The organism is Streptomyces sp. NPDC093984 (assembly GCF_044764595.1).
Taxonomy (GTDB): domain Bacteria; phylum Actinomycetota; class Actinomycetes; order Streptomycetales; family Streptomycetaceae; genus Streptomyces; species Streptomyces cynarae.
Genome location: NZ_JBIWIM010000002.1, coordinates 845,308 through 858,762 on the forward strand (window position 1 = coordinate 845,308; position 13,455 = coordinate 858,762).

11 protein-coding genes are annotated in these 13,455 nt (G+C 63.2%); 7 read left to right on the forward strand and 4 right to left on the reverse strand.

All coding sequences use genetic code 11. From position 1 onward, the window contains the following. Positions 1 to 481 precede the first annotated feature (481 nt). Both ACIRC0_RS11640 and ACIRC0_RS11645 read right to left on the reverse strand, forming a co-directional pair. Positions 482 to 3,202 (reverse strand): tetratricopeptide repeat protein, encoded by a 2,721-nt coding sequence (locus ACIRC0_RS11640; protein WP_403614417.1) that lies wholly within the window; start codon positions 3,200 to 3,202, stop codon positions 482 to 484. Further along, positions 3,199 to 3,618 (reverse strand): hypothetical protein, encoded by a 420-nt coding sequence (locus tag ACIRC0_RS11645; protein WP_403614419.1) that lies wholly within the window; start codon positions 3,616 to 3,618, stop codon positions 3,199 to 3,201. The genes ACIRC0_RS11640 and ACIRC0_RS11645 overlap by 4 nt, the downstream gene beginning before the upstream one ends. Positions 3,619 to 3,923: 305 nt before the next feature. Between ACIRC0_RS11645 and ACIRC0_RS11650 the strand changes: the two genes are divergently transcribed. From ACIRC0_RS11650 to ACIRC0_RS11670, 5 genes are all read left to right on the forward strand, one after another. Then, positions 3,924 to 4,328, forward strand: a complete 405-nt coding sequence (locus ACIRC0_RS11650; RefSeq protein WP_403614421.1) for a DUF6416 domain-containing protein — start codon at positions 3,924 to 3,926, stop codon at positions 4,326 to 4,328. 317 nt (positions 4,329 to 4,645) lie between these two features. Further along, positions 4,646 to 5,401 (forward strand): hypothetical protein, encoded by a 756-nt coding sequence (locus ACIRC0_RS11655; protein WP_403614424.1) that lies wholly within the window; start codon positions 4,646 to 4,648, stop codon positions 5,399 to 5,401. A gap of 308 nt (positions 5,402 to 5,709) precedes the next feature. Next, positions 5,710 to 6,147 carry a hypothetical protein gene (locus ACIRC0_RS11660; RefSeq protein WP_403614426.1) on the forward strand — a complete coding sequence of 146 codons (438 nt, stop codon included), beginning with the start codon at positions 5,710 to 5,712 and terminating at the stop codon, positions 6,145 to 6,147. Positions 6,148 to 6,669: 522 nt separating this feature from the next. Then, the gene (locus ACIRC0_RS11665; RefSeq protein WP_403614428.1) at positions 6,670 to 8,412 is read left to right on the forward strand and encodes an AIPR family protein; all 1,743 of its coding nucleotides are present in this window, start codon (positions 6,670 to 6,672) and stop codon (positions 8,410 to 8,412) included. 723 nt (positions 8,413 to 9,135) lie between these two features. After that, positions 9,136 to 10,455 (forward strand): DUF6602 domain-containing protein, encoded by a 1,320-nt coding sequence (locus tag ACIRC0_RS11670; protein WP_403614430.1) that lies wholly within the window; start codon positions 9,136 to 9,138, stop codon positions 10,453 to 10,455. 359 nt (positions 10,456 to 10,814) lie between these two features. Here the strand turns inward: ACIRC0_RS11670 and ACIRC0_RS11675 are convergent, their stop codons facing one another. Continuing rightward, positions 10,815 to 11,240, reverse strand: a complete 426-nt coding sequence (locus tag ACIRC0_RS11675; RefSeq protein WP_403614738.1) for a hypothetical protein — start codon at positions 11,238 to 11,240, stop codon at positions 10,815 to 10,817. Further along, entirely contained in the window at positions 11,237 to 11,650 is a 414-nt protein-coding gene (locus ACIRC0_RS11680) for an ATP-binding protein (protein ID WP_403614433.1), read from the reverse strand. Before ACIRC0_RS11680 ends, ACIRC0_RS11675 begins: the two co-directional genes overlap by 4 nt. A 215-nt stretch (positions 11,651 to 11,865) precedes the next feature. Here ACIRC0_RS11680 and ACIRC0_RS11685 point away from each other — a divergent pair, with 215 nt between their 5' ends. Continuing rightward, the gene (locus ACIRC0_RS11685) at positions 11,866 to 12,180 is read left to right on the forward strand and encodes a putative quinol monooxygenase (protein WP_403614435.1); all 315 of its coding nucleotides are present in this window, start codon (positions 11,866 to 11,868) and stop codon (positions 12,178 to 12,180) included. After that, complete coding sequence (locus tag ACIRC0_RS11690) at positions 12,161 to 13,399, forward strand: helix-turn-helix domain-containing protein (protein WP_403614438.1); 1,239 nt, start codon at positions 12,161 to 12,163, stop codon at positions 13,397 to 13,399. Before ACIRC0_RS11685 ends, ACIRC0_RS11690 begins: the two co-directional genes overlap by 20 nt. Positions 13,400 to 13,455: the final 56 nt, after the last annotated feature.

Genomic DNA, 13,455 nt, shown 5'->3' on the forward strand with positions numbered 1-13,455 from the left:
ACCTGCCGCGAGTCAGTGCCATCAGTCGTCCGCTCGCAGGCCGCTCCGCACTGGAAGGTGTGTCGCGAACAGCGAGAGACAACGAGAGAGGGCGGGAGTCAGTGAGACCGACTCCCGCCCTCTGATGTCGGCACCCGCCCTGGTCAGCGGCTGATTCACGCTGGCTGCTGGGCGAGTGCCCCCGGCAGGATTCGAACCTGCGCACACGGCTCCGGAGGCCCCTTGGCGGCAGGACAACGCGGCGGGTCAGGGCACTGGTAGGGCCGATCGGGGCTGGACGAGTCCACGGATAGTCCACGGGTGACGCGAGCACAGCGTTAGTAGAGCGGCTGGGGTGTGTTGCGGGTGACCTGCAGCTCTGTTGATGGAGCTAGCTGGTATGAGCGCGCCCGCCAGGCACCTGTGTTGACGGTGGCTGACCCCCTGCCTCCGGCCCGGCTGCGGCACTCGACCTCTTCGTCCCCAACTATCGGCTGGGTGATCATTGAGGCGTGATGGGCTGATCAATCGCTGTAGGTGGCGACTGAGGGTCAGTTTTGGGCGTCGAGGTTGCTGTACTTCTCTGCTGTACAGCTTGTGCTGCCCGGTAGGCGCTGGCGAGGCTGTTGCGGCTGGTCAGGGTGTCGGGGTGGGTGTCGCCGAGGATCTGTTCGCGCTGGGCGAGGGTGGCTTCGTACAGGGGGATGGCGCGTGCGAGGTCTCCCGCTGCCCGGTAGGCACCAGCGAGATTGTTCCGGCTGGTCAGGGTATAAGGATGAGTCTCGCCCAGTGTCTGCTCGCAGCAACTGACAGCGAACTCAAGTAGCAGGATTGCACGCTCGAGGTCTCCTATCGCGTGGCAGGCGCCTGCGAGGTTAATGCGACTTACCAGGGTGTCGGGGTGGGTTTCCCCCAGGACTTCCTCACGCTGCGTCAGAGTGGTCTCGAACAGCGGGATCGCCCGCTTGAGATCTCCAGCAGCTCGGTAGGCGTAGGCCAAATTGTTGCGACTAGTCAGCGTACTGGGATGCGTCTCGCCCAAGGCTTGCTCGCGTTGGGTGAGGGTGGTCTCGAACAGGAGCGTTGCTCGCTTGAGGTCTCCGACCACTTCGTAAGCGTGGGCGAGGTCGTTGCGGCTGGTCAGGGTGTCGGGGTGGGTGTTGCCTAGGATTTCCTCGCGTTGGGTGAGGGTGGTCTTAAGAAGAGGGATCGCCCGCTTGTAATCTCCAGCTGCCCCGTAGGCAACTGCAAGATCGCCGCGGCTGGTCAGGGTGTCGGGGTGGGTGTCGCCTAGGATTTCCTCGCGTTGGGTGAGGGTGGTCTCAAGGAGAGGGATCGCCTGCTGGAGATGTCCGGTCTTCTGGTATGCACGGCCGAGGTTGTTACGGCTGGTCAGGGTGTCGGGGTGGGTGTTGCCTAGGATTTCCTCGCGTTGAGTGAGGGTGGCCTCGAACAGCGGGATCGCCCGCTTGAAATGTCCGACCTCCTGGTATGCACGGCCGAGGTTGTTACGGCTGGTTAGGGTGTCGGGATGAGTGTCACCCAAAGCTTGTTCGGAGTGAGCGAGAGCGGCCTCGAACAGTGGGATCGCACATGTGTAATTTCCAGCTGTCTGATAGGCGACTGCCAGGTTGTTGCGGGTGATCAGTGTGCCGTGATGAGTCTTACCGAGAACCTGCTCGCAATTGGTAAGCGTGGTCTCAAGCAGAGGGATCGCTTGCTTGAGATTTCCGGCCGCCTGGTAAGCAGCTCCGAGGTTGTTACGGCTGGCCAAGGTGTTTGGGTGGGCGTCGCCTAGCGATCGCACACGGTGATCTAGGATAGCTTGCCGAAGCCCGACGGAATGGGCGTCCCGGCCCTGCTGGTCAAGGTATCGAGACGCTTCCTGGTAGACCTGTGTAATCTCTGATGTGGCCTTGTAGTCAGTCGGACTGCTTTCGACGAAGGCCAAAATATGGGGGAGGAGTCTCTCCCATTGTGGGTTGTCCGTGTCTTTGTCAGGCACAGCAAGCTGGATCAGGTGTTCGGCGTCTCGTCGGCCTGGTGGGTACCCCTTGGCTTCGACGGTGGGCCGCTGGCGCAGGACGTTCTGCACCAAGCGGTGGACGCTGACGCTCTGGCGGTCGGCGCTGTAGGCGACCATGTTGTACGCGAACAGCGCGCCCAACGCCTGGCCGAGGGTGAGCGGGTCGGGGCAGAGCGGGGCGAGCAGACTGCGGGGGATGTCGTCGGGTGCCAGCCAGGCCATGGCGTCGAGGAGCGTGACGGCCTGCGGGTTGCGGCGTTCGATGGCGGTCAGGGTGTGGCGCCAGATCCGGGCGATGGTGCGCTCGGGATCGATCCCGCCCGCGGCCGCGTCCATGACCTGCCCCAGCATCTCCCGGTAGTCGGCCATTGAGGTTCCGGTCTCGAAGAGGTAAGCACCCGCCTGCTCCAGGGCCAGCGGCAGGTAGCCGAGGTCTACGGTAAGGGCTGCGGCGTCTTCACGCTGCTTCGGGGTAGGCGCGTGCTCTGGCCCGAAGGCGAGGGTGCACAGCAGGGTCACGGCCGCGCCGGCGTCGAGCAAACCCAGGGGCATGGTGGGGGCAATGGCGTGCCAGCCGGTCGCGGTACGGCTGGTGGCCAGGTGATGCCCGTCCGGGAGCGCGCCGAGGTAGTGGCGCAGGTCGGCGGGGTCTTCCGCGTTGTCGAAGACGAGCAGCCAGCCGGGATGCCACTGCAGCCACAGGATGGCCCACGCCGCCCTCTCCTGCACACCTGCGGTGGCGGCCCACTGCGGGCACAGCCGCCCAGCGAGGGCGGCCAGGCTGGTCACGATCTGCTGGGTGCTGGCGGCGTTGATCCACCACACCAGCGTGTAGCTGCGCCTGTAGGTGTGGGCGTAGCGCAGGGCGAGTGTGCTCTTGCCGATCCCGCCCAGCCCATGGATCGCCCGCGTCCCGGACACCTGGGTGACAGCGGCCTCCCCCTCGTCGGCCAGGAGCCGGCGCAACTCGGCCAGCTCGTCCTGACGTCCGACGAATACCCCAGACGCGGACCCGGGCAGGTCCCCGGCCCCCGGGGGTGCGTCAATCTCCTTGGCCCAGCGCACCGCCTCGGCCGGCAACATCACCACCTGGGTGCCATCCCCGGTGATCGCCACACCGACACCGCCACCCACCGCTACGGACCGGGCACCCGTCGCCTGCGGACCACCGTTACCGGGCACAACACTGTCCGTCATGGCCGGATCGTCGTGTTGTCCCCGGTGACGGCCGTGGTGATGGTCTTGGCAGCGATGGACCGCTCACCCGATGCCGACACATGCACCGTCTCACCGGGCGCGGGCAGGATCCGGGCCAGCTCGGCGAGCAACTCGGCGTCCTCGCGCAGAGTGCGCTTGACCTGCTGGCGCACAGCGGCTGCCGCGTCCGCATCGTCCGGTGCTTCGGCCGCGTCCTGGACCGCGGCCTCCAGCTCCGCCTGGCCCTGCTCGTCACGACGGCGCCACACCGTCTGCAAGATCCGCCGCCCCACATTCGCCGTGGCGTCTACGGCCGCACTCTCCGCCCGGGAGAATACCGCCACCCCATACGCGCTCACCGCAGTCGACAGATACGGTCCCGCCTGCTCCACCAACTGCACAATCTCAGCACTCACTCAAGCCCCCGGCACTCGCGGCTACCAAAGGCCAGCGTAGGAAGACAACCTCGCTCATACAGCCCGAACGCCCAAACCCTCCCGCGCGGTTCCGTTGCCAGCCGGCCGAGAAAGACCCACTAGACTTCCTCGGCGCCGTGGTCCGGGCGCTGGACAAGGGCTTAGAAGGCGCTTGGCGGGGTCCGCACCATCCCACTGTTGACCTGTGACTCTTCCTCAACTGAGCGGTGAGGCGGTAGAACTTCGACACGGATTCGACATGCGCTGGGGCAGAGGGCGCCCCATGCGAGTAGTAGGGGTGGGACGTGACGGGGTACCTGGCTGAGGCTGATCCGCGATGGGCTGAGCACTCTGGCGAAGAGGGGCACTACGAGGCCCCGGAGTGGGGCCCGGAGGACTTGCAGCGCGCCGCCGTGTTCCTGGCTGAACTCGCGCCGCAGGCCCGACAAGTGTTCGAGTACATGCTGCGAAACCCTGGCCGGACGATCCACTGCACGGAGCTGGTGGACAAGGTCCTGGGCGGGCCGAATGAGGGCGATCCGGCGCGGCGCGTGGCTGGTGTTCTGTCCGGGATGAGCAAGGGACACAGCAACAGTGGGCGGCGGTTTCCGTTCTACTGGTGGGAGGCCCCTGAGGGGAGCGCGGGTGCAACGTACGCAGTCCGCCCTTCCGTGGCAGCGGTGTTCCTGGCCGCTCAGCTCGGCCAGTGACTTCGCCGCGGGCGCCGGCATTCACCAGTCAGGCGGCTTCACCGCATCGGTCTGAGCTGGCTGGCGCTGAGCACCGTTTTAGGAGCTCGATCGGGCCCCATGTGATGGTGGCCCCCTGTGCGTACGGGCGCCGCACATGATTGCCAGACGCCACCGCTGTCTGTGGTCGTGATGTCAATGTTGGATGTCAGCGGAACGGCTCCGGCACCGGGCAGACTTGCAACGGATCGTGGCCCAGCCTCACCGGACATGCCGACCAGCACACTTCCACAGCAATCGACAGGTCGGCGAAAGTGCAGTTGCAGCAGTCTGCTTGGATGCCGGAGATGACGACGAGTTCTCCTGTTCCCCGCGCAGACGGCGCCGATTCCGACCGGCTGAGGGCTCTGCTGGATCGTGCCGCCAAGGGTGGGGACGGTCAGGCATGGAGCGACCTCTGGACGGAGCTCTACCACAACGGCTCTCTGGACGTCGCCCATCCGCTGGTGCTGCCCACGCTGGCCGACATGGCGGAGGCCAACAAAGCCGACATGGCAGCTTCGGCCCTCCACCTGGCCGGCGCCCTTCTCGTCCAGGCCGACCAGCGGTACGAGACCCGAAATCTGCGGCACCAATACGCGCCGGAAGTCACACGCCTACTGGACGCCGCGAACAGGTGGCGGCAGGTCACCTCCGACCGGAACGACTACTGCTATCTGGTTGAGGCGGCCCTGAACCTGGAGGGCGACATCCACTGGGCGGAGGACTTGATCTGGGGCGTCGTCAGCGAGGAATACGAGCTCGAGTGCCCGGATCCCGACGGGTGCGCGTCGCTGTGGGTGATCATCGGAGAGCGGGGCTTCTTCAGTACGGCGGAGGACTACGCCCTCTCCGATGACATCGAAACCCTTCCTCTCCATCCGGCCGACCCCCGCACCCTGGAAGGTCTCGGCCGCCGCCTCTACGACCTTGCCCTGGCCGACGGCCACGAGGAAGTCGCGCGCGCCCTGACTTATGCCTTCGGTGAGGCGACCTGCCCGGAGTGTGAGCAGCGCTTCTCCGTCGTCGGGCAGATTGTCGTCCGTTCCAGCTGAGAACCGCGCGGGGCAGCGGGGTTTGAACCCACGACCTCTTTGTCCCGAAGCAACTTGGGCGAGGGCTCTGCCTTGGGCTGGTGTGGCCCTTACCTGCGCTGATGGTCCGCAGACGTCAACTCAGTTCTCCGGGCTTAGGCATGGCTCAACCAGTGTCGCAGATCCAATCGGGTGACCTGCGGCTGTCGCTTCCTACGACTGTCGTTAGTAGTCGTCACCGGTCGCCACTGAGCGGCCTCGGACGGCCCAGAGACGGCCCAGCCGCCCCAGGGCCTGCCGAGGTCGGGCCGTACCGCATCATGTGCGTCATGTCCCTGACCTTTGGCCCTGACCGGCAGACTCGCGAGTTCCAGTGCGACTGCTGCAACGCGCCCATCGAGCGTGCCTGGAACTTCATCTACGCGGACGGCGCTCCGCACGCGGTGTACTTCGCCAACTGCTACCACCACCGCGACCGGGATCACGATGCGTGGATAGACGTGATCTTCGGGACGTGGGGCGTCGGGCCCGACCAGTGGGACGACCATGTCTCGTTCGCATGTCGAGTGGGCCCTGTCGTTGGCCAGCATGAGCCCGCTTCCACCCTGGTTACGGCAGGTCTCACGCATCCCGATGGGCCTCTCTTCGGTCGCAAGCTCGACCGTGGAGCCGCCTTGCAGCATCCGCGCTTGTCGGAGTTCTGGCAGGTCTCGGACTTCATCCTGGAGAACGACCCGTTGGTACGGGGTCACATCTACGGGGGCTGAACGACCGCCCGACCACTGCGGCCCCCTCCTGGCAGCAGGCCGCCGCCGCACAGCGTGCGGCCGGCGCTCCGTTCGCGGGTTGGCTGCTTGCCACTGCGCCGAGCTGGGCCGCGAGACCAGGCGATTAGAAGATGCGGGCACGCCCGTGCGGCCTGGTCCGGCAGCTCCCTGTCACCTCCGCAACAGGCTGCCAGAGGCCATTGCAGTTCGTGGGCGTTGCCGTCATTGCCGTCGGTTCCACTGGCTAGGAGTTCGATCGCTCCGCAGCTTGGCCTCCGGGAACGCGCCCACGTGGCTGCCTGCCATTCTGGCCTGAGTTGCTGTAGTCCGCTTTCGTTCAGCGTCGTCGATGTCGGCCTGACGGCCCAGTCAGTGATCGGCGGCGCTCTCGCCCGCACGCGCGCTTCGGCGGGCAGGCTTCCTTCGACAAGCGATCACAGCTTGACTCTTCCCTATCACCGTGTGCGATCGGTACGGTGCTCCTCAGGGACGAGCCAGTTGATCTTGGCATGCGGGGGGCGCATGAAGAAGCTGTGGGTCAGGCACATCAAGGATGCGCTGCACACGGGTTTCGCGGATCACATCGATATGAGTGATTACGAGAAGGCTAGCTCCTCTATCCGTGAAAAGGCGTTCTTGAGTCGATCCCTAGCGGCTCTCGCGGTTCAGAGGTTTACCGAACTATCAGCGGACCAAGCGGCTGCAGCCGTTGTGGATGGCAGCCATGATAATGGAATTGACGCCATTGCGATCGATGCTACACAGCACAGAGTAATTCTTGTGCAGTCCAAGTGGGACGGCTCGGGAGACGGCAGTCTCGGACTAGGTGATTCAAGGAACTTCATTGCGGGATTCAAGGACCTCCTCGATACGAAGTTTGATCGCTTCACCCCTCGCCTGAGAACTCGCGAGGAGCAGATTACCGCAGCGCTCGACGATGTAGATGTGACATTCGTGCTTGTCGTGGCCACAACGGGCCGAACGGAGTTGGCGAAACCGTCTGCTGCGGTTTTCCAGGACGTGCTCGACGAGATGAATGAGACTCAACAGCTTGTTTCGGTAGAGATGCTGGGTCTTACTGAGTTTCACTCTTTTGTCGCTGAGGGGTTGGGCGGCTCGCGAATCGATTTTCATGCGCAATTGGAGAATTGGGGAACTGTAAGCGAACCCTATGAAGCCTATTACGGTGTCGTGACGGCTTCGAATGTTGCCGAGTGGTACGAACGCTTTGGGGACCGACTGTTCTCGCAGAACATTCGAAAGGCTCTTGGCAACACTAGCGTGAACGATGCGCTAGCGAATACCATCTTGGAGTCTCCTCATCATTTTTGGTACTTCAATAATGGCGTGACAGCTCTCTGTGAGAGCATCAAGAAGACGCCCCGCGGCGCGGCAACGCGCACCTTCGGTGATTTTTCTCTGACCGGGGTGAGCGTCGTAAATGGCGCTCAGACTGTAGCCAGTATCCATAGGGCATGGCAAAGGAGCGGCAGTTCTCTCGACGGTGCAATGGTGTGGGTTCGATTTATTAATCTCGAATCCTGCCCGGAGGGCTTTGCAACGGCAGTCACGAGAGCAACAAATACGCAAAACAGCGTGGAAACGCGAGATTTTGTGGCTCTGGACCCGCAACAGGATCGCTTGCGGACCGAATTGGTGCTTTCGTTGAAGAAGACGTACGCGATCAAACGTGGAGAACCTGTACCCAGTCCTGAGAACGGCTGCACGGTGGTGGATGCCACTGTTGCCCTGGCGTGCGCGAATCGCGAACCAAGTTTGGCAGTCCTTGCAAAGAGTAAGGTCGGAAGTCTTTGGGAGTCAACGGAAAAGCCCCCGTACCGTACGCTGTTTAATCCAACTGTGGGGCCGTATCGTGTCTGGAGATGCGTTGAGGTCATGCGCTTCGTCGACCTCACATTGTCTGACCTCAAGAAGAAACTCGATGGGCGCCCGCGGTCGGTCTGTCTCCAGGGTAACCGCCTCGTACTTCACTTGGTTTTCCGAGAACTCGACTTGCAGCGAATCGATGACGCCGAATACGACTGGTCTTCGGAGCTGAGGCGAGTCCCGGCACTCACTGAAAAAGCACTCTCCTCTCTCGTGAAGCACGTCGACGATGTGTATCCGAGCAGCTATGTGACGAGCCTCTTCAAAAACATCACGAAGTGCAGAGATATCGTTCAGAGGGTCCGTGATGACTGGCCCAAAGACTCTGATGACAGGGAACCGGAAGTAAGGACAGGACGACGATTCTTCCGGAACTAGGGAGCTTCGCGGCCAGAGTTTCCGCGGCTTCCGGTGCAGCGGCCTCCCGGAATTCGACCGTGTGTAACACCGCCTAAGACTGTGGACCGTCGAGATGCGGTCAGCACGACCTTCAGGCCAGTCCGGTCTGGCAGGCATCCGTAGACAGCAGGGCGCACCCTGAGCCGAGCCGCATCCCGGACGGCGGTCGGTCTTGGCGTCGCTTCCCTTCGCTCGCGGCTTGGTCGGGGGAGTATGGAGCCTGGGGCCGGGCTGGTTGGCCGGCCCCAGTTCAGCCACAACTGATCATCGGCGGCCGCGACCTGCGGCCGTCTCGTTGTTCAACGTCGTGACCTGCTGTTGAGCTGTCGACGGTTGTCGACGCTGGTCATCGCTGAGCGCCCTTCCACGGCCCCAAGACGGCCCAGGAGGGCGCTTTAGTTTTGGAGTGAGTTGCCCCTCGGCTCAGCGTGCTGCCTGTAGTACCAAGCCAGAAGCGGGACGCAAAACCTCCGAAGACCCTCGATGCCAGGTAGGGCGGCTATATCATTCCATCCCAAGTGTAGTGAGGGGTGGGTCGATTGATCCTGCGCGAGTTCTTGCTTGTGGACACCGACAAGGTGCGGGCCATGCTGGCCCAGCTTTAACAGGGATTTGCGGAGGAAGAGCGCGCGGGTGACTAGCCCTCCCCCTCTTTACCCTGCACTACTGGCGATGGGTCGATAGAATTGTGAGCGAGGTCTAGTGATTCGCACGGTTGCCGACCTTCTTTCAGGAATTCTCCGGGACGAGTTGCCGAAACTCGACAATGCCCCCGTAAAGCATGCTCCAACCATCGGAGACATGTACGAGGGCTTGTCTTCCGAACTATTGAGTCGCGCCCTTCCTGACGGGTTGGGACTGCGGGTGGTATCCGGATTTGCCCGCGATGGTCAGGGACACCTATCTGGTCAACTCGACTGCATGGTGGTGAGGGGCGAAGGGGAGAAGCTGCCATACACAGAATCGTATGTGTGGCATGTAAAAGACATCATCGCCGTCGTCGAAGTTAAGAAGAATCTCCACTCGGCCGAGCTCCGTGATGCGTTCGCTCACCTCAAGACGGTAGGCGAGATCGAGCACTCTTATTATCAAAGTGGAGACGAAGAGCTGGACGACCCTGATCGCGATATGACTCCGTCTGCTCGAACGTTCGCCGAGATGACGGGACGGATTGCTTGGGACGCGGAAGGGCTCACTGCCCTTCCGTTCGAAGAGGAGGCTGTGTTTCACGCGCTTCTCTTGGAGCAGGTTTCTGCAATCCGAGTCATTCTTGGGATGCACGGATTCAAGAGCGAGCTGGCGTTCCGATCGTCAATGATCGACTACCTTGAGCGGAATCTCGGTAACAATGGATTCGGTCCGACATCTTTCCCTCAATTGATCATTTCGGGCGGCTATTCTCTAGTGAAGACCAATGGGCGTCCATTTATGGTGCCTTTGGTCGATGGGTGGTGGCCGTTTTATTTCTCTACGCCGGAGAATCCGCTGAGGTTGCTCTTGGAGTTCATATGGACTCGGCTGGATGAAATGTATGGACTTGGACACGCTTTCTGGGGGGAGGATCTTGAGATGGAGGTCGGAAGGGCTCTATTGAGCTTTCGTGCGGGACGTGTTGACGGAAGGGCTGGTTGGCAATTAAGAGTGCATCAGGCTGATGATGAAGCGCTGAACGGGATTCCGGTGGCAGAGCAGTGGAGTCCAGAATTCGTCGGAGAGGAGGAATTTGTCCTGCTAACGCGGCTGTGCCAAGGGAAAGAAGTGCGTTTCGATGACCCTGAAATGCTTTCGTGGCTAGAGTCTCGCGGGGTTGAACTGAATGACGTACTAAACCGTCTGCTGGAAACTCGCCTTGTCGCCTCCTCTGGGCGGGATCTAAGACTCATCACGAAGAAATGTCAATTGGCAATTCTGCCAACAGGTGAATATGTTGCCGCGGAAAACAGTACTGGGCGATTGGATCGTTGGATCTCTCGTCGTATCGAGAGTCTGCGCAAGGGTGCTTCCGATGAAGGATTGGCGTGAACATTTGCGAGATGCACGAACTTGCTGTCACGTTGACGCACTAGGTCGGCGGAGCGGCTTTGGGCTGGAGCTGCTTTGGCGCGAGTGATCATGGCCCCGTAAGCTTCCGGCGCGTCGGGCAGTCTGTGGACCTGCCCGGTAAAGCACGACGTTGGGGCCATGATCTTCGAGGCTCGCGCCAAAGTGGCTGCCTAAAGCCGTGGAGCCGACCGGCCTCAGCCACAGAAGGCTTTGCCCGCTGCACGTAGCGCGCCGCCGGGCGCGGCCAGCCGGGGCGGAGACAGGAGGCAGGCCGCGCCGCAGAGGCGGCGCGCGCCCGCGCCGTGCGCGGGCCTTGAACCCGTGAAGAAGGTTGTAACTCAGTCGGTTGCGTGGGGCCTGTGGGGTTTGAAGTGGTCCGCGCAGGATGGGAGTTGGACCCCTTGGCGGTGTGCGAGCGGCAAGAAGAGCACTGGTCGGATCGTCCACGTCACGCGTGTGCCGGCCTGGGTGATGGTCACCGTGCTGGGCTCCGCGCGAAGGAGCGCTCGCCTCGTGTGTACGCGGCCCTCGTACAACCAGGTCCATGCCTCGTCCGAGGCGTCCGGGTCGAGCGCCGGTGAGATGGTGCGGAGTGCTACTGCGACCCATCTGTCTGCCTGGGGTGCCGAGTAGGCGTCGAAGGATGCCAGGAGTGCCGGCTGTTGCTGCGTTGTGAGGTCTTGTGTCCAGCACTCGCACCAGTACCCGCGGCGGGGTGCATCCAGGTGGTCTCCGAGGCGTGCGTCGTCTGGTGTGGGACTCATGAGCACGGTGCCGACTCCTGGGGCTCCGCCGGGATACCGAGTTCAGCGGTGACAGTGCGGCCGGAGTCGTCGCCCTGGACCAGGACGCGGTGGGCGAGGGCGGCGACCATGCTGAGTCCCCTGCCGTGAGTGGAGTTGGGGGATGGGTGTTGGATCGCAGGGCTGGTCTTGGCGTCTCCGGAGTCGGTTACTGCGATGGTCACGGTCAGCTCGGAGACCGAGAGCGTGACGTGGAAGGCGCCGGCCGTGTCGCCGCTGGCCGTGTGCATGAGGGCGTTGGTGCCGAGTTCGTTGACGATCAGCGCGGCGTCCTCCGAGTGGGGATGGCCGTTCAGCGTCGCGCGGGTCCAACTGCGCGCCGCGCGGAGTTGTTGGGGCTCTCCGGGGAAGGTGCGTCGATGGGTGGGCATGGCGTCCTCCATGGCGGGTGACCTGCTGCTTTCTGTGTCAGCCGAGCCGATTGGCTGACACGGACCATGCAGAGCCGTACAATTAGTACTAGCACCGTACCGAATGTGCGCGTACCTGGAGTGCGGGTTCGTACTTTTCGTGCGGGCGGCCCGGCGCATAGCGTTCGGCCTGCGGTCTGGTGCGGACCTGGATGCCGATGGAGAGAGGACTTCGCATGTTCGGTCTGTTTGTGCGCTTCACCTGCAAGGACGAAGAGTCGGCGGTTGCCTTCGATGACCTTGTGGCCCGGACTGGTGAGCAGATCCGTGCGAACGAGCCCGGGACGGTGATCTACGCAGTGCACCGCGTTGACGGCCGCCCCCTGGAGCGCGTGTTCTACGAGCTCTACAGGGACAAGGACGCCTTCGAAGAGCACGAGTCGAAGGACTACGTGCGGGCCTTCCTCTCCGAGCGAGACCAGTACCTTTCCGCCACGGAGGTTGATCGCCTGGACTTCGTGTCCGGCAAGGGTGTGGACGTTGAACACTGAGTATCAGAAGGCGCTCGGTCGCAAGATCGCCTTCCACCGCAAGCGTCGGGGGCTGTCGCAGAAGGAGTTCGCCGGCCTACTGGGACGCTCGGAAGCATGGGTGTCCCAGGTGGAGCGGGGCGTACGCCGTATCGACCGGATGACCGTGCTGGAAAAGGTCGCCGACGTCCTAGAAGTTCCGGTCGCCGAGTTGGCGGCTGAGGCCCCCATCGTTGCGTCGGTCGCCGAAGGCGAGCCACCTGGGGCTAGTCGCCTGCGGATGGTGCTGAGTGCCGCCCACTCACTGAAGGCGGTTCTCGCGCCGCAGAACGCTTCCCCTGATGTTCCGGCGCTTCGCGCCGAAGTCGACCGTGCGTGGTCGCTCACGCATCAGGGCAACTATGCCGACCTGGCAGAGTTGCTCGAAGGGCTCGTTCCCCGACTGGAGGCGGCCACTCGCTCGGCTGCTGAGGCGGAGCGTCCGGAACTGTTCCGGCTGCTGGCGGTCATGTACCACACGTGCAGTGGTGCGCTCGCGAACATGGGCGAGCCCGAGGCGGCTTGGATCGCGGTGGACCGTGCGGTGGTCGCTGCCGAGCGGGCGAATGATCCGCTGCTGATGGCGGCCGGTGAGTTCCGGCTTTCGCTGGTCTTTCTCGGTGCCCGTCACTTCGAACAGGCGGCTCAGGTGTCCGGGAGTGCCGCTGATGCGCTGCGACCTCTGGCGGAGTCCGGCCAAATCGAGGCGGTGGCTCTGCGTGGCGCCCTGACTCTGCAACGGTCGGTTGCTGCCGCTCGGTTGAACCTGGCCGATGAGGCGTACGGGTATCTCCGCGACGCCCGTGAGATGGCCGAACAGGTCGGTGACGGGCGCAACGACTACAACACCGAATTCGGGCCGACCAACGTCGGCTTGCACGAGGTGGCCGTTGCGGTGGACCTGGGAGATGCCGGTGTCGCACTGCGGGCTGCACAGGCTGTCGACGAGTCGGGGCTGTCGGCGGAACGGCAGACGCGCTTTCAGCTCGATGTCGCCAGGGCCTACGCCCAGCGCCGGCAGGTCTCTGATGCGGTCTCGGCGCTCTTCAGGGCGCGTGAGCTGTCGCCCGAGATGGTGCGGGCCCTGCCGTTGGTGAAGCAGCTTGCGGCGGACCTGTTGACCATGGCCCAGCCGCCCTCTGAGGAACTTCGCACCCTGGCAGCGGAGTTGGGCGTACACGAAGTACGGACTGGTACCTGAAGTACTAGACAGTACTTGGAGTACGGGTTACTGTGGTTGGTGTCGGCAAGCCCCTT